15 protein-coding genes are annotated in these 16,639 nt (G+C 56.6%); 4 read left to right on the top strand and 11 right to left on the bottom strand.

Features of this window, described 5'->3' with window-relative positions; all coding sequences use genetic code 11:
* Nucleotides 1-2: 2 nt before the first annotated feature.
* Genes AC2FLO_RS10265 through AC2FLO_RS10255 form a run of 3 tightly spaced genes read right to left on the bottom strand, consistent with a single transcriptional unit; the run spans nt 3 to nt 3,778 of the window.
* Complete coding sequence (locus AC2FLO_RS10265; RefSeq protein WP_480583727.1) at nt 3-368, bottom strand: RNA-binding S4 domain-containing protein; 366 nt, start codon at nt 366-368, stop codon at nt 3-5.
* A gap of 6 nt (nt 369-374) precedes the next feature.
* On the bottom strand, nt 375-3,188 hold the full coding sequence (locus tag AC2FLO_RS10260) for a helicase-related protein (protein WP_496752891.1): 2,814 nt from the start codon (nt 3,186-3,188) through the stop codon (nt 375-377).
* Nucleotides 3,189-3,208: 20 nt separating this feature from the next.
* On the bottom strand, nt 3,209-3,778 hold the full coding sequence (locus tag AC2FLO_RS10255) for a tetratricopeptide repeat protein (protein ID WP_480583722.1): 570 nt from the start codon (nt 3,776-3,778) through the stop codon (nt 3,209-3,211).
* A 69-nt stretch (nt 3,779-3,847) separates the two neighbouring features.
* Between AC2FLO_RS10255 and AC2FLO_RS10250 the strand changes: the two genes are divergently transcribed.
* The 3 genes from AC2FLO_RS10250 to AC2FLO_RS10240 all read left to right on the top strand — a co-directional run bounded on the left by AC2FLO_RS10250 (nt 3,848) and on the right by AC2FLO_RS10240 (nt 7,018).
* On the top strand, nt 3,848-4,138 hold the full coding sequence (locus AC2FLO_RS10250) for an SCP2 sterol-binding domain-containing protein (RefSeq protein WP_496752892.1): 291 nt from the start codon (nt 3,848-3,850) through the stop codon (nt 4,136-4,138).
* Nucleotides 4,138-5,112 carry an alpha/beta fold hydrolase gene (locus AC2FLO_RS10245; RefSeq protein WP_496752893.1) on the top strand — a complete coding sequence of 325 codons (975 nt, stop codon included), beginning with the start codon at nt 4,138-4,140 and terminating at the stop codon, nt 5,110-5,112. Before AC2FLO_RS10250 ends, AC2FLO_RS10245 begins: the two co-directional genes overlap by 1 nt.
* An 85-nt stretch (nt 5,113-5,197) precedes the next feature.
* Nucleotides 5,198-7,018: a M3 family oligoendopeptidase gene (locus AC2FLO_RS10240; RefSeq protein ID WP_496752894.1), complete on the top strand. Its 1,821-nt coding sequence runs from the start codon at nt 5,198-5,200 to the stop codon at nt 7,016-7,018.
* 313 nt (nt 7,019-7,331) lie between these two features.
* On the opposite strand, the gene AC2FLO_RS10235 is transcribed toward AC2FLO_RS10240, so the two are convergent.
* From AC2FLO_RS10235 to AC2FLO_RS10210, 6 genes are all read right to left on the bottom strand, one after another.
* Nucleotides 7,332-8,258 (bottom strand): DUF2950 family protein, encoded by a 927-nt coding sequence (locus tag AC2FLO_RS10235; RefSeq protein WP_496752895.1) that lies wholly within the window; start codon nt 8,256-8,258, stop codon nt 7,332-7,334.
* Complete coding sequence (locus AC2FLO_RS10230) at nt 8,224-9,525, bottom strand: DUF3300 domain-containing protein (RefSeq protein WP_496752896.1); 1,302 nt, start codon at nt 9,523-9,525, stop codon at nt 8,224-8,226. Before AC2FLO_RS10230 ends, AC2FLO_RS10235 begins: the two co-directional genes overlap by 35 nt.
* Nucleotides 9,526-9,672: 147 nt before the next feature.
* A complete protein-coding gene (locus AC2FLO_RS10225; protein WP_496752897.1) occupies nt 9,673-9,942 on the bottom strand; it encodes a DksA/TraR family C4-type zinc finger protein in 270 nt (89 codons plus the stop codon).
* A gap of 59 nt (nt 9,943-10,001) precedes the next feature.
* A complete protein-coding gene (locus AC2FLO_RS10220; RefSeq protein WP_496752898.1) occupies nt 10,002-10,976 on the bottom strand; it encodes a Gfo/Idh/MocA family protein in 975 nt (324 codons plus the stop codon).
* A gap of 273 nt (nt 10,977-11,249) precedes the next feature.
* Nucleotides 11,250-12,146 (bottom strand): RNA polymerase sigma factor RpoH, encoded by an 897-nt coding sequence (gene rpoH, locus AC2FLO_RS10215; RefSeq protein WP_496752899.1) that lies wholly within the window; start codon nt 12,144-12,146, stop codon nt 11,250-11,252.
* 145 nt (nt 12,147-12,291) lie between these two features.
* On the bottom strand, nt 12,292-13,326 hold the full coding sequence (locus tag AC2FLO_RS10210) for an RluA family pseudouridine synthase (RefSeq protein WP_496752900.1): 1,035 nt from the start codon (nt 13,324-13,326) through the stop codon (nt 12,292-12,294).
* On the opposite strand from AC2FLO_RS10210, the gene AC2FLO_RS10205 reads away from it, so the two are divergent.
* Nucleotides 13,325-13,627 (top strand): DUF6476 family protein, encoded by a 303-nt coding sequence (locus AC2FLO_RS10205; protein WP_480476592.1) that lies wholly within the window; start codon nt 13,325-13,327, stop codon nt 13,625-13,627. The two genes, AC2FLO_RS10210 and AC2FLO_RS10205, sit on opposite strands and share 2 nt — an antisense overlap.
* A gap of 5 nt (nt 13,628-13,632) precedes the next feature.
* Here AC2FLO_RS10205 and AC2FLO_RS10200 read toward each other — a convergent pair whose 3' ends face one another.
* Both AC2FLO_RS10200 and AC2FLO_RS10195 read right to left on the bottom strand, forming a co-directional pair.
* On the bottom strand, nt 13,633-15,540 hold the full coding sequence (locus AC2FLO_RS10200; RefSeq protein WP_496804338.1) for an ATP-grasp fold amidoligase family protein: 1,908 nt from the start codon (nt 15,538-15,540) through the stop codon (nt 13,633-13,635).
* 26 nt (nt 15,541-15,566) lie between these two features.
* Nucleotides 15,567-16,619 carry a glycosyltransferase family 2 protein gene (locus tag AC2FLO_RS10195; protein ID WP_496806706.1) on the bottom strand — a complete coding sequence of 351 codons (1,053 nt, stop codon included), beginning with the start codon at nt 16,617-16,619 and terminating at the stop codon, nt 15,567-15,569.
* Between the last annotated feature and the right edge of the window lie 20 nt (nt 16,620-16,639).

The following is a 16,639-nucleotide window of genomic DNA, read 5'->3' as shown; positions in this document are numbered from 1 at the left end:
GATCAGTGATCTTCCGGGCGAGAAAGATCAATAGCGCGTCGATCTTTCTTGGTTGGTCGACCTTTTCCCTCGAATCCCGGATTTACAAGAGGCGCTTCCTGCTTTTCGGTCATATCAAAGTACAGCGTTTGCGCCTCGGGCGCCGGACCGCGGCGTTCCCCCAGTTTTTCCACACGTATCACGCGGACAATGCGGCCCTGCGAGAAGGTCAGAACGTCACCGGGGGCCACGGTCTGCGCCGGTTTCAGCACCCGGTTTCCATTCAGCCGGACATGGCCACCACTGACCTGTTTGGCGGCAAGGCTGCGGGTCTTGAAGAACCGCGCCTGCCACAACCATTTGTCAATTCGCAGTTTGGCCTCGGCCATCTTGCGTCAGTTGCCGTCCTTCAGACCCATAAGCGCTGCGGCGAACGGGTTGTCGGGATCAATGGCCTTTTCCTTTTTCGGTGGCCGTGATGAGAAGGTCTTGGCACCCTGCGGCTTGCCGCCCTTCTTGCCGTGCGGTTTGCCACGGCCGTCCTGCGGTTTGCCCCGTGGTTTCCCCTTGCCCTGCCCCGGCTCGCGGCGCGGGCCACGGTTCGGCTGGCGCTGACGACCCCAGGTGAAGGTGTAAAACACTTCAACCTCGGGTTCATCCGACGCACGTTCCGCAACCTGACCTTCTGCGACGACCTCTGCTGCCGCCTCAGTGCTTTCGGTGGCCTCGGCTGGCGCGGCGACCTCTTCTGAGGCCGCGTCAGGTGCTGGCGTCTCATCGATAACGGCTTGTTCAGCCGCCTCTGTCTCAGGCTGCTCTGCCGGTGCCGGTTTGACCTTGTCACGCTCGCCGCGCTCGGCTTTGTAGCCGAGCCCCTGCATCAGGTCTGCAAACTGTTCAAGCGTCATGCCAGTGATCGACAGCATATCCGGCTTGGCTTCGAACCCGCCGCGGCTATCTTCCGAACGAAGCATGTCCGCCAGACGTTCCAGCATATCGATACGGATCGATCGGTCGCCCGCATCGCGGTAGCCGCACATGGTATCGTAACCCTGCGGTGCATCCTTGGCGACCGGCACTGTTACCAACCCAGGAGGCGGTGCTTCGGGGAATTCCTGCAAACCGCCATACAGCGCCCATAGCACTAGGCGCAGACGCGTCGGTGCGGGCTTCAGCAAGAGCGGCATGAAGATGGTGAACTGGCCAAACCGGATACCATGCTTGCGCAAGGCGCCGCGGGCGTGCTGATCCAGATCCTTGACCTCTTGCGCGACACCGGCGCGCGGCAGAACGCCCAGCGCCTCGACCATGCGGAAAGCAAACCCTTTCGCCAGACCGTTGAGTTCCTCGTCGCGCGACAGATTCAGCAACGGCTCGAACAGCGCAGCGATCTTGCGGTCGATGAAATGCTGCAACCGGCGCCGCACCTTCTGTTCGACATCCGGACCGGCGGCCTCATCCACAAAAACCTCGACCACGGGCTTGAGAGGTTCGGCCCCGGCAACCAATTTGCCAACGGCATATTCGCCCCACATCAGGCCACCCTGATCGGTGAAATCAATTTCGGTATCGGGCGCATTGTAGAAGCGATCGGCACGCAGATGGAATTGCGGCGCGAGTGCTTGCAAAGATGCCGATTTGAGCGCTTTCGCCTCGGTTCCTTGCGCGCTTTTGTCCGGGCTGAACCGGAACCCTTCCAGACGACCGACGAATTCGCCTTCGACGGTCACTTCACCCTTGTCATTTACTTCGGCCAAAAGGGCCTCCTTCTGTTTGAGCCGCCGCAACAAAACCGATGTACGCCGGTCCACAAATCTTTGAGTCAGTCGCTCATGTAGTGCGTCAGACAGTCTGTCTTCTACAGTGCGCGTTTCGTCACGCCAATGTGATTCGTCACGCACCCAACCGTTTCGTTGCGCAACATATGTCCAGGTGCGAATATATGCCAACCTTTTGGATAACGCATCGATATCCCCATGGGTTTGGTCAATCCGCCGTATCTGCCGGGCCATGAAATCATCAGGAATACTGCCGCATTCGTGCAGGTGGCCATAGATCACTTCCAGAAGGCTGGCGTGCTCTGCATGGCTGATGCCGCGAAAATCAGGGATTCTGCACACATCCCAAAACAATCGGATGGATGGACCGTCACTTGCGCGGGCGGCAATCTCGGCCTGTTGTGACAGCGATTTCAACACATTCAGGTCATCAGCAGGGCGGGCTTTGATCAGGTGTTCGTCACTCGGGCTGACCTCAAGCGAGCTGATCAGCGCATCAATCGAACCGAACCGGAGAGCGGCATTCCGCCAGTTCAGCTTTTTCATCGGCGTAAACCGGCTGTCCATGATTGCTTGCGCGACACCTTCGTCCAGCGGCGGTGCCTCTCCGGTCACGCCAAAGGTGCCGTCCGACATGCCACGCCCGGCCCGGCCTGCGATCTGGGCTAGCTCATTCGGGGCCAGCGGGCGCATCCGCCGCCCGTCGAATTTGGTCAGGGATGAAAATGCAACGTGGTTTACATCCAGGTTCAAGCCCATGCCGATGGCATCTGTGGCAACCAGATAATCAACCTCGCCATTTTGATAAAGTTCCACCTGGGCATTCCGCGTCCGTGGGCTCAGGGCCCCCATGACCACGGCCGCACCACCTTTCAGTCGGCGCAGAAGCTCCGCGATGGCGTACACATTCTCTACCGAAAACCCGACAATAGCGCTGCGGGCCGGCATCCGGCTGAGTTTCTTCGAACCGGAATAGACCAGCTGCGACATCCGCTCGCGTCGGACAAACTGCGCCTCGGGCACCAGCGCCGCAATCGGGCCGCGCATCGTGTCAGAGCCAAGAAAAAGCGTCTCGTTTGTTCCGCGCGACCGAAGCAGGCGATCTGTAAAGACATGGCCGCGCTCGGGATCGGCACACAACTGGATTTCATCAATCGCCACGAAATCCGCACCCATACCTTCGGGCATCGCCTCGACAGTACAGACCCAATACTGGGTCCGGGGGGGTACGATCCGCTCTTCACCGGTGACAAGCGCAACAACCGACGGCCCGCGGATGGCGACGATCTTATCGTAGACCTCGCGCGCAAGCAGACGCAGCGGCAGACCGATGACACCTGTGCGGTATCCCAGCATCCGTTCGATTGCGTAATGGGTTTTACCTGTGTTCGTAGGGCCCAAAACGGCCACTATTCGGGATGACCCGCTCACCTTTGCCCCCTGCCCGGACCTTACAGCGCTGCGCCGTCAATCTGCGGCTTCAGTCGATTCACCGCATTGGTTACTTCTTCGTGGTGGGGATGTATAGCCAATGCCCGTGAATAGGCCTCGTAAGCTTTGTCAGGTTGTCCGATAATCTCAAAGATCAGGCCCAGACCGTAGATTGCCTCGTAATTGTTGGGGTTCAGGGTCAGGGCATGTTCCAGATCGGCAGCGGCCATGCCAAACCGTTCGATCCCGAAAAAGGCCGAAGCGCGCAGGTGCCAGCCTTCAGCAAAATCGGGCGCATGGTCCGTCAGGGCGGTCAGATGTTCCAGTGCCGCACTTACGTCTCCGTCATCCAACGCTTCGCGTCCACGTTCCAGCAGCAGATCGGCCGATGCTGAACCGGACTGGGCCCACAGAGCTTGCAACTGCCGATCCAGAGCAATGGCCTGATCGGGCGTCGATTGGGCAAGTTGTTGCAGCAATTCGCCCTCGTCCCGTGAATCCGCCTGTTGCGCGAGGCAAGTGGAGGAAATCGTGACTAGGACAAAAAGTGCCGCGACGGTACCTTTGAGATTGTAGATTGCAATGCTCATAACAATAGTCAGTGTAGCGTTGCGACCGGGGATGTCCATTCACGGCGCACTAACAATATGAGGAAAAACATGCGCGAGACACTTGAAAAGGCAGCCGCCGCTTTGAATGAAAAACTGGAAGGCGGCGCGTTTGATGCCTCGGCCAAGTTTGATATCGCCGATCTGGGGGCTATTGTCCTGGATTCCAACGGCGCGCGGGTCAGCGACGATGATGCTGATGTCACCCTAAGCGCGGATGCCGACACGTTCGAACAAATCCTCAGCGGTGAATTGAACCCGACAGGTGCGTTCATGTCCGGCAAGCTGAGCATTGATGGCGACATGGGTGTTGCCATGAAGCTGGCATCGGTACTGGCCTGATGGAGTTCTCGCCGGCCCCTTTGTTTGAAGACGTGGCCGGCGGCCCCGCCGGTGGAAAGGCCCACTGGTTGACGACGTCGGATCAAACACGCATCCGCGTTGCTCACTGGCGTCTGGGCGGAAAGGCACATGGCACTGTCATGATGTTTCCGGGACGCACGGAATACATAGAAAAATACGGCAATACTGCCAGCGAATTCGTAGAGCGTGGGTTCGCCATGCTGGCCGTCGACTGGCGCGGTCAGGGTCTTGCAGATCGGTTGCTGGACGATGCTCGGGTCGGACATGTCGATCAGTTCACCGATTACCAGCAGGACGTTCAGGTCACCCTGAAACTTGCAGGCGCGCTGGACCTGCCGAAACCGTGGTACGTGGTCGGGCATTCGATGGGCGGTGCAATCGGGTTGCGTGCCGTCATCGAGAATGGCTGCTTTGCTGCGTGTGCCTTCACGGGCCCTATGTGGGGAATTTTCTTCACTCCGGTCATGAAACCCCTAAGCCGCGTGACGGCCTATTGGGGCACAGCGCTTGGCCTGGGCGAGCGCACCCCCCCCACCACGACGCTCAAAAGCTATGTCCTGTCGCAACCTTTCGAAGGAAATATGCTGACCCGTGACCCGGACATGTACCGGATGATGCAGGATCAGTTGAACGCACATCCTGAACTTGCGCTGGGTGCCCCTTCAAACCTGTGGCTGCGCGAGTCGCTGGACGAATGTGCATGGTTGATGGAACAGCCCGCCCCGAAAACTCCTTGCCTGACATTTTTGGGCAGCCATGAGCAAATTGTGGACCGCAAGGCAATTCGTGCGCGCATGGCCAATTGGCCCAACGGAACGCTGATCGAAATTCCGTATGGTGAACACGAGGTGCTGATGGAAGCACCCGAGGTTCGAGGGCCTGTTCTGGACCAGATCGCGGCGCATTTTCTGGCCAACCAGGCCAATGGCGCTTCCAAGCTGGTTTCCTCGTAAACCTTTTCACCTTTGGGATTGGCCGCTTGTGATCCGGGCGCGCCAGCCCTAGATGTTTGCAAAAGCAGTCTACTAAAGGTGACCCATGCGCAACCTTCCCTTCCCTGTCCGTGACGCGAACGCAACCGGTGGTTCCGGCAATCTGGGCAATCTTCCGGAATGGGACCTGAGCGATCTCTATACCTCGGAAGACGCACCCGAATTAGCGCGCGATCTGGATTGGCTGGAAGGTGAATGTGCCGCGTTTGCTGCTGATTACGAAGGCAAGCTGGCCGATCTGGAGGCCGCAGACCTGCTGACCTGTGTGCATCGCAACGAAAAGATCAACGCCATCGCCGGGCGTATCATGTCCTTTGCCGGTCTGCGCTATTATCAACTGACCACAGATGCAGAGCGCGCCAAATTCCTGTCGGACATGCAGGAAAAGATCACGATTTTCACCACTCCGCTGGTGTTCTTCACGCTCGAGATCAACCGGATCGAAGACGATGTTCTGAAAGCGCATTTTGCGGCGAACACGGATCTCGCCCGCTACGAACCTGTGTTCCGTCGCATCCGCGCAATGAAGCCCTATCAGCTGTCTGATGAACTGGAAAAGTTCCTTCATGATCTGGGGGTTGTCGGCGACGCGTGGGAACGTCTGTTCGACGAAACGATTGCCGGACTGGCCTTTCATGTCGACGGTGAAGAACTGAACATCGAAGGCACCCTGAATCTGCTGACGGAACAGGACCGCGCGAAACGTGAGGCCGCGGCGCGTGAACTGGCATCGGTCTTTCAGGACAATATCAAAACCTTTGCCCGCGTTCACAACACGCAGGCCAAAGAGAAAGAAATCGTTGATCGCTGGCGCAAGATGCCGACCGCTCAGACCGGGCGTCACCTGTCGAATGATGTCGAACCAGAAGTGGTCGAGGCCCTGCGCGAGGCGGTCGTGGCCGCCTACCCCAAGCTGAGCCATCGCTATTATGAGCTGAAGCGCAAGTGGCTTGGACTGGACGTCATGCAGGTCTGGGACCGCAACGCGCCCCTGCCCATGGAAGACACGCGTATCGTGAATTGGGAAGAGGCCCAAAAGACGGTGATGAACGCGTATAATGCCTTTGACCCCCGGATGGGTGAAATCGCGGCGCCTTTCTTCTCAAAAGGATGGATCGACGCGGCGGTGAAACCGGGCAAAGCGCCGGGGGCCTTCGCACATCCGACAGTTACAGATGTCCACCCCTATGTGATGCTCAACTATCTGGGCAAACCGCGCGATGTGATGACGCTTGCCCATGAACTGGGTCATGGCGTCCATCAGGTGCTGGCCGCCGGTCAGGGCGAGATGCTGTCATCCACCCCGCTGACGTTGGCGGAAACCGCCTCGGTCTTTGGTGAGATGCTGACATTCCGCAAGATGCTGGACCAGGCCGAAACCCCGGAACAGCGCAAGGTACTGCTGGCCGGCAAGGTCGAAGATATGATCAATACGGTGGTCCGCCAGATCGCCTTCTACGACTTTGAATGCAAGCTGCACGCCGCCCGACGTGAGGGCGAGCTGACCCCGGATGACATCAACGCCCTGTGGATGAGCGTTCAGGCCGAAAGCCTTGGCCCCGCATTTGAATTCATGGACGGGTACGAGACCTTCTGGGCTTACATCCCGCACTTCGTCCACTCGCCCTTCTACGTCTATGCCTACGCCTTCGGCGACGGGTTGGTGAACGCGCTCTATTCCGTTTACGAAAGCGGCGCCGACGGGTTTGAGGACAAGTATTTCGAGATGCTGCGTGCAGGTGGATCAAAGCACCACAAGGAATTGCTGGCCCCGTTCGGCCTGGACGCCAGCGATCCCAAGTTCTGGGACAAAGGCCTGTCGATGATCTCAGGCTTCATTGACGAACTGGAGGCGATGGAGGGCTGAGACGCCCTCGACAGAGGGTGGCGACATCTGCCTTGCTGAAATAACCTGCCATGCCTGGCAATGTCACACCCAAGGGGCTCCTGAATGCCCGCTAAGCGGACTTTTCAGTCATTCAGTCGAAACGTGTGAAGGCAGAAGAATGGATCAAGTCGTAAGATGGGCAATTTGCTCGCAGTCACAATGGGTGTTGCAAGAGCGATCCTGGCTGAACCTATTCGGGTACACGTAACCATCGAACTGAAGCTTGTCACACGAACCGCAAATAGTGGCCTCAGCAAAGCGCAGAGCTTAAGCGACACTTTCAATCCAAATATTACTCGACCTGTGACCAATTCGTGTCTGGATCATAAGCAGAAATTTCAGATGCAATACTGAGTGTCTCCGGGCCAAAATCTGCCTCGTAGACTATGCCGTTTTCGCCTACCAGAAAGGAATGAATACCAGTTTCTCCGTAGTCTGCCGGTATTGCCAGCAAGGCATGTCCTGCAACAAAGTGATCCCCGACGAAATAGGGGTAGGCACCCCCTGGAGCGTTAGGGCCCTGCTCTTGCAGGATTGTGTAATAATAGCCAAGAAACGGTTCGGCTTCATAGTCAACCTGACCGTCACTCCACCCCGAAGCTGCGGCGCGGGCAAGCGCTGCACCGACAAAGCTGTCTTTTCCAGGCCAGAAGAGACCGTTCTGCTCTTCCGGATCGGAAATGATCGTCTGAGCGAATTCCATAACGCCATTCCCGTTATGGTCCACAAGCCGGAAAGCTGCCTGCAGGTCAACATAGGCCTCAAGCAATTCGATCACTTCCAACTCATTCAAGCCTATTTCACGAGCTGAAAGTTCCTCGATCCCAGCCTCCAGGTCAAAGCGCCAACCGTCATCTGTACGCAGAATTGGGATAGGAAAAGGCCAACCGTCTTCACCTAGAAGAAGTACAACGCCATCGTCCTCAGGCCGGAAACGATACCCCTCGGCATACATGCCAAGCACTTCCTGCCTTCTTTCTTGATCTTCCGTCGGATCACCCGTTCCAACCAGATCCTCGGCTTCAGGCCCGAAAATTTCGATCAGCTTGCTCTGATCATTAGCCTTCAACGCATCAACAAAAGCATCCAGTGCGGTTTGCGGCGTATCAAATCTGGCTCCTTCAGAGAGGGCCGGGCTTGTGGTCGCGGCAAGCAACAAAATTGAAAATACTGATCTACGCATCTTACCGTCTCCGCTTGCCTTTAGCGGCGTGTCCACGCTTGGACGCGCTTTGAGTTCTGCCGCCGGACGCCGTTTTCTTCATCGCTTGCCCTTTGGATGCCGCGGGCTTGCGCTGCGTCGATGCGGCTTTCTTCGCCTGCGGCTTCTTGGCGGTCTGCGGTCTTTGTGCGACTGGCTTTTTCGCTGAATCTGGACGTTTGGTGCGATCAATGGCTTGTTGCTTTGCGGCAGCCTTGTCCCGATTAGCGTTGTTCCGGTTCGCCAAGGCACCGCCTGCTACAGCCCCTGCACCCGCACCGACTGCGGCTGCAGCCGCCCCGCGGTCCCGGCTAATATCTGCAGCACCGGATTCTCGGCTCAACTTTGCACGCAGCTCATCCGTGCGACCGTCAGGACGGTTAACCGGCAAGTCGCTACGGCCACCTTCGGGTCTTTTGTGGTCCGCTATTTTGTTTCGGGCCTCCTGTTGCCGGTCAGGATCGGGGTTCCATCCGATATCCGTTCGGTCACCTAAATCTATATCATTGCCGATATTGACGTTGCCATCCACGTCTATGTCGATGTCTGGATTTCTATAAATCGGACCGCCGCCCCAGCCACCGCAATTTCGGCACCCCCAGTAGTCGTTCCAATCATCGTCGTCGTCAAAAATTTCGTCGATCAGGGCAACAGCGCCAAAAGTCAGTAGTGCGGCGCCCACAACATCCCCGGTTGACAGGCCAGTATAAATCGTCTCGGGATTGTATTGTGGAACGTATACCGTCTCGGGTTCTGTCGGTGTAATTACTACGTTGTCGTCGTCAGACACTTCGACAGTTTGCTCGGGCCCTGAAACAAGAGCGCCGCTGTTAATTGCCTGATCCCGCATGACCTGCACCGCATCCATCACATCGTCGGACTGGGCCAACATGGCAGTGCCAACTGTCTCGGTCCAGTCGATATGGGTGGCCATCTGACCAACAACTTGGGGGAACGCCGTTGCCAACACACTGACAGAAGGATCCCATCCCATTGCATCGATTTCCGGTTCCAGTTCAACAGGGTCGCGGTCGGCGTTATCGAGCAAATACCGTTCAGCCTTAACAATTTCCAATGGCTGGGTTGCCGCGACAAATATCTGTATGAGTAACGTGTCGGGATAAAGAGCAACCGGGGCGACCAATGTCTGCAACTCAGCGTCAGTTAGCAGACTGGACGAGGTCGCCGAGGTATCATCTTTTGCCGCTACATCTTCAGACGACTCTTGCGTTAACGCTGAAGTAGATACGCAAATACCGAATGCAATTAATAGAAACCTAAACATATTGCGATCCTTCGATTTCTTGAAGGATCACCTAAGACTGCGATTCTGGCAACCGATCAGTCAATAAAACGGTTGTGGGATAATAATCGACACCCAATCAAGATTGAGCGAGTGTCCGCTTTGGGCTCAAAGCAGCCGCACCTGAGATCACTTCAACTGGCTGTCCTTCGACCCTCGCCGATTGACGCCGCCACGTGCCTTGAACGCACCATCCCGTTCCTGCTGGCACTCAAGGCACAGCTTCACGCCCGGCAAAGCAAGGCGGCGTTTTTCAGGGATCGGCTCTTCGCATTCGGCGCAATGGGTCAGGCTTTCACCAACAGGCCGCTTTTGCGCCTGCATCCGCGCCAGTTCATCCGAAATCGACGCTTCGATCTGTTCGTTTACTGCGCCGTCGCGCGCCCAGCCTCCGGCCATGGGTCATCTCCTGCTAAACGTAAGCAAAAGGATAGCCGAGCCTGCGCGCAAAGGGCAAGTTACAGCGAAACTGCGCCCTCGAACACGCGGTCAATCACCTCTTGCGTCCCCCGAGAGAATTCCAGCGGACAGGGATATTCTGCCCCTTCCCTGACCGAGCGGTAAAAGGCCTCGACCTGAAGCTTGTAATGGTCTGCGCCGGGGAACCGGGTGACCAGCACCTCAAGCCCCGGGCGGTGCAACTCGACCCGGGCTTCACCAAACACACGCGCATTAAACGGTGTAGTCAGGCGGATCAGGCCATTTTCCCCGTGAAACACCATTTCCTGATGGGGATGCATCCGAATGGACACGTAGCTTGAGTAGGTAAAACCGGGGAACTGCGCGCGAATTTCGGTGAAGATGTCGATATCATCCTGCCAACGGATGGCTGACTGTATCGCCACCGGTTCCTGCCCCGTTGCAAACCGGGCTCCGCCAATTACGTAAACACCGATGTCTCGCAATCCGCCGCCGCCCGTTTCAGCGCGGTTACGAATATTCTGGGTATCTGCCCGATTGTCGAAACTGAACGCTCCGGTTACGTGCACCAGATTGCCGATTGCACCATCCGCAATCAGTTTGCGTGCCAATTGCCATTGGGGGTGATGCACGATCATATACGCCTCGGCGGCAAGCAAGCCGCTTTCGTCGCGCTTTTGGATCAATGCGTCAAACTCGTCCACCTTCATTGTCATCGGCTTTTCGCACAGCACATGCTTGCCGGCATCCAGCGCTTTCAGGCTCCATTCCACATGAAGATGGTTGGGCAGTGGTATGTAAACCGCATCAATACCAGGGTCCGCCAACAGCGCATCATAGCTTTCGAACACGTTCAGGTCGGGACAGAAAGACGAAAACGGTTCAGCCTTTACCGCATCTGACGTCGCCAGTGCAGCCAGTCGCGCCCCGTTGGCGGCATGTATCGCCGGTGCCATGTATTCACGCGCGAATTTCGCGGCACCTAACACGCCAAACTGAACCGGTTTTTGCATAACGCTCTCCATAGATGTTTGAACCCCAAAGGGTTCGTGCCCCTGCGAGGTCCGCAGGATCGACCTGTTACACCGTCATCGAAATGAAACGCGTCCTTGCAGTACCATAGCTTTGGCCCTGCGGCCATTCTTTTGGCTTCACAGTCCGGATAGCGGCCGTACGCGTTCAGCAGGTAATGATCTGTCAGGACGCGCCGGACACGTGCGCGAAGAGGCGGTTTCTTCGCACAAGTGTAAAAACCAGCCCGCAGCTATTGCAGGCTGGTATTGTGGTCAGTTGACACCCAGCATCCCTTTTTCACGTGCCAGATCCCGCATTTTCTTTTGCAGCTTCTCGAACGCGCGAACTTCGATCTGACGGATCCGCTCGCGGCTGACATTGTATTGGGCGCTGAGGTCCTCCAACGTAACCGGTTGATCCAGCAAGCGGCGCTGAGTCAGGATGTCCTTTTCACGGTCGTTCAACACGTCCAGCGCCGCAGCAAGCAACTCGCGACGCGCTTCCAGTTCATCGCGCGCCTCATAATCTCCGGCCTGGTCGGCGTCTTCATCCTCAAGCCAGTCCTGCCATTGCATCGTGCCTTCGCCTTCGGACCCGACCGTGGCGTTCAGAGACGCGTCCCCGCCGGACATACGGCGGTTCATGCTAATCACTTCCTCTTCGGTCACGCCAAGATCATTGGCAATCTGCGCGACGTTTTCGGGGCGCAAGTCGCCCTCTTCCAGTGCGCCGATACGTGCCTTGGCTTTACGCAGGTTAAAGAACAGCTTTTTCTGCGCCGAAGTTGTGCCCAATTTCACCAGCGACCATGACCGCAGAATATATTCCTGAATCGAGGCGCGAATCCACCACATGGCATAGGTGGCCAGACGGAAACCCTTTTCAGGGTCAAAACGTTTGACCGCCTGCATCAGGCCCACATTGGCTTCGGAAATCACTTCGGCTTGCGGCAGACCGTAGCCGCGATACCCCATGGCAATCTTGGCCGCCAGCCGCAGGTGCGATGTCACCATCTTATGCGCGGCTTCTGTGTCCTGCTCTTCGACCCAGCGCTTGGCCAGCATGTATTCTTCTTCTGGCTCAAGCAGGGGAAATTTGCGAATCTCCTGCATATAGCGGTTCAGGCCGCCCTCGGGCGTCGGCGCGGGGAGATTTGCGTAATTTGCCATTATGATGTCCCTCCGACAAATGTTTAAGTCTTTAACATGGGATATGGGTAAGGAACCCATCCTGTTCAAGAGGTGCTGCTAACAGTCTGAAATTAATCTTTCATGAAGGAAAGATAAGAAACCCTTACTCACAGGACTTTGCTTATTATGTCAGCGGTGCACGAAGCGCGGCAATCAGGTTCTCCATATCTTGCGGCAGTTCGGCTTCAAACCGCAGGTTTTCGCCGGTCACCGGGTGCTCGAACCCCAATACGGCGGCGTGAAGCGCCTGCCGGGGAAAGCCGGACACGCATTCGGCAGCGGCAGGCGCAAACGCCTTGGTCGCCAGTTTCCGCTTTCCACCATAGACCGGATCCCCGACAAGCCCATGCCCGGCATGGGCCATATGAACGCGGATCTGGTGCGTTCGCCCGGTCTCGAGCCAGCATTCGATCAAAGCCAGGCCAGCAGGCGTGCCAAATGTCTCAACAACCCGCGCGCGTGTCACCGCGTGGCGCCCGCCATGAAACAACACTGCCTGCCTTTGACGGTCGGTCTTGTGCCGCGCAAGCTGGGTGGTCACACGCATGATGTTTCCCGGTTCAAAACTGACACCTTTGACGCCGCGCAAACGGGGATCATTTGCATCCGGAACCCCGTAACACACAGCGCGGTAATAGCGTTCGACACTATGTGCTGCGAATTGCTCGGCCAGCCCGAGATGTGCGGCGTCTGACTTGGCGACCACCAGAAGACCGCTGGTTTCCTTATCGATCCGGTGAACGATACCTGGGCGTTTCACCCCCCCAACACCTGACAAAGCGTCACCGCAATGGTGTAACAAGGCGTTGACCAGCGTACCCCAGGGCGAGCCCGGCGCGGGGTGCACCACCATACCTGCTGGCTTGTTAACGACGATCACGTCTGCGTCTTCGAAAACAACCTCAAGCGGGATGTCTTCAGCACCGATGTGGCTGTCTTCCGCCTCGGCCACAGTTATGACAACCTGCGCCCCTTCGGACACCTTGGCCTTTGGGTCCTGCGTCCGGGTTCCGTCAATCCAAACCGCGCCGTCCTCGATCAGGCGCGCCAGCCGCGTGCGCGACAGGTTTTCACCGTCTGGCACATCGCGGGAAAGCGCCTTATCAAGGCGAGGCGGCGGATCAGCCGCAATCTGAAACTCAATCTGGCGGGTGCCCATGACTGTCCCTTCCGAACCCCAAGAACCGCAGGAAACCCCACAGCTGCGATTGCTGCGGCGGATGGTCATGCTGCTGACCGCGGTGATGATTGGCGGGGTTCTAGTGACATTCGCCCTGATTGTCATCCGCCTATCGGACCGCGCACCTGCCTTGCCAGATCAGATCAACCTGCCCGACGGTGCCCGGGCACAGGCCCTGACCATCGGGTCCAACTGGTATGCGGTCGTGACCGACGACAACCGCGTCCTGATCTTTGACAAGACAACAGGAAAGCTGCGTCAGGAAATCGCCGTCGAGTAACCTGATCAGTTCGGGAACAGACGGGTGCCAACCCAGGCCTCACCCATCTGCACATCCAGTTCGGGCGTACGCATCTTGCGTTTTCCGCCAAACGGGCAGAGCGTGATTTCGCCAAGATATATCTTGTCGCCAATTACATAGAGGTCCACCCGCGCAAACTCGACACGTTGCCCAACCGCTTCGGCTATTGCGATCATATCGTCAAAGACCTCTGGCTTGGGCTCGGTGTCATCGCTTGTCTGGAAGTACAGCTCTTTCGGGATAAAGTTGAAATCCCGGTCGTGGATCATCTGCACATGCCCCCGAGAGCGGTCCCGGTCGACCTGAACAATCTGGACCTTTCCGGCGACAACCCAGAATTTCCAATCGATGATGTCCTGACCTTCAGCCGCCAGATCCTCTTCAAGGAAATAGCGCGTTTCGATCGTGGAATACCACCATTCTGCCGCCCAGAAGCCGTGGGGAATGGGTTTATTGCTCCAGTTGGTAAGCTTTTCCTTGGCTAGGTTGCGGTCTTCTGTGTTCATGGGCCAAGTGATCCTGTGGTTTTGCCCCTGCCCGTTATTGCATTTGAGCCAATAGCTGCCGGGCTCGAGATCGAGGTCTTCCGGCAACTCAGGCGACGATGAAACCCAATAGCGCTTCACCGGTGTAACAAGGTTCCTGGCTGGTTCTGGGATATAACTTTCCGCCGTCAACTTATCCGCCGCCGACACTTCGGGCATCTCGGCAAACAACTTCATGACCAGCATCTTCTCAGTCACGGTCTTGGGGTTGCTCAAATCAGGCAAATAGCGCTGATTGTTGGCAAACCTCGACAACGACATAGACATGGCATTCAACCGCAATGCGTCATTGGCATAGTGATCCCAACCTCGCTGATGACCCGATTGGGGTTTGTCATTCACCCCATAAAGCCCTTTGTCTTTTATCTTATCCAATTCAACCTGGGCCAATTTGAAGAACTGCTCAGAATTTGCGACCTGAGCTACGGACATCACGCCGTTGGTGGCCTCACTGATTTCCTCTTTGCTGATCCGCAAGTCCGGAAGCGAGTCGGGAAACTCAATTTTCTGCGGCGCGCCCCGCCCTCTGCGCGGCAAAGGTGCATTGGCAGGACTGATCCCCAAACCGCGCAGCCTTCGATCCAGAAATGAATGACGTTTTACACCCTTGGCAATCCACCAACGCATCCGACGGCCCCAAAGATGGACGGCCTGCGTCTGATCCGTAAGGTACTTTTTGCGAAACTCCCGCGCTGGAATGTCGTTCGCCTGCCCCGTTTGCCGAAACGGCAAAGGATAAAACACCGGGGGTGGGCTAGCGTGTTCAATCTCGCCATGATGTCGCAGAAACCACGTCATGACACCGGGTCCGTAAACGCTGTGTGCCTGATCCGAGGCATGAGGCAACTCACCGGCCTTTTTCTGGCGTTCCAGCTTCTCGCGTTCCTCACCTTCTACCCATGGTCGGATCGGGAATGGATCAAGACTGTATTCCGTATACGCTTTCAATGCGGGGCTGTCTGACGGCAACCGCATGATCGCATTGCAGATCGTATTGCGATTGAAGAAACCGAAAATATGTTCCGCTTTCGGGATCGGTTTCAAAGAAATCACATCCGTGTCGCACCAGAGAAAATCGGTTTTTTGCATCAACTGCAGCCTGAAAATATCAGATTGCGGAACCGGTGTTTTGAACTGGTTGTTCATGATGAACCGCTGCGGTTCGTGAACTTCGTTCGCCGAAATCAGTTCGATACCTTCGGGTACATTCTCGACTTCGTCGTAGTGGAACAGCACGACCCTATGTCCGTTCGCGACAAACGACAAAAGGCACATCTGTTCCAGAAAACTGAGAGGACCTTCCAACCAGAGCATTCCGATTGTGGGAAGAGTATTTTCCGCAGCCATATGCAGTTTCTCCGAGGGCGAGTTTGTCAGGATTCAGGCTGTTTTTCGCTGGAAGACGGTTGCTTGTCAGCCGAAAGACGTGCGTGCAATCCGCGGTCTTTTGCAACAAATTCTACAGCCGGTTTATTAACAAGCGTCTGGTAAAGCGCGTTGTACTCCGGCTGTTTGAGAAGGTCTTCGATCAACGCCTTATGCCACAGGAATGCTTTTCGGTGTAGCCGGGCTAGCCGCCCATCGGACTGAAACTCCGCCATCAATGCGTCAACTTCGTCCTTGTACCTGAGGATCGTTTCATCCGCCGCGCCACCCCTGTTCCAACGGTCCCAGTATTCCGTTCCCAACGTCTGGGACGAGTGATTAGCTCGCCCACGGCTGCGCTTGGCCAGATAGGCTTGTGTGGAGCGGACCGCATAGTGATTGATCTGTGCAATCTCAAATCCAAAAGGCGGTGCAACGTGATTCCCAAAAGGTGCGGGTTCTTTCGCGTGCCCCCCGGGAACAGACCGGAATACACCTGCCTCAAACTCGGATTTGGGATGCGGGTTGTGCATACCATAGCGGAGATAGACTTCGCCCTGTCGGAAAAGCGATTTGACGAACCGGCGCCCCGCCCCGCCCTGCTCATACTCTAACTCACCATCAAAAAACTGCTGCGTCACTGGCGCGTCGCGCAACACATGGCGACCGCTGTTCGAGAATATCTTCCATGGAATGGAAATGACATCCACGCCTGGTGTGGCCTCAATCAGGTCGTTCACCTTATGGTTTCCGACATGAATATTCAGAAACTCATCCGCATCGCAGACATAGACCCACTTGGCTTCTTTCACGACGGGCAAACGGCGGGCCTGCCTCAGTGCTGATCTGTGAATCCCGCCCGTTCCCACGCGGTTCCTGTGAAACTCAACATGACCCAGGGCCTCAAGGCGGCGCAAAATTCTGTTCGTACCGTCCGTGCAATCGTTGGTGTAAACAATGATCCTGTCGAAACCCAAAACTTTATGATGAGCCACCCATTCCAGAATATATGGGCCCTCATTTTTCATCGCAGAGATGAGGATTTTTTCAGGCTTGTTCATCGCTGCCATTCACCCCAGAC

Source organism: Ruegeria sp. TASC047 (assembly GCF_059612445.1).
The sequence above is the reverse complement of the archived record's forward strand: the minus strand, read 5'-3'. Positions and strand labels throughout refer to the sequence as shown.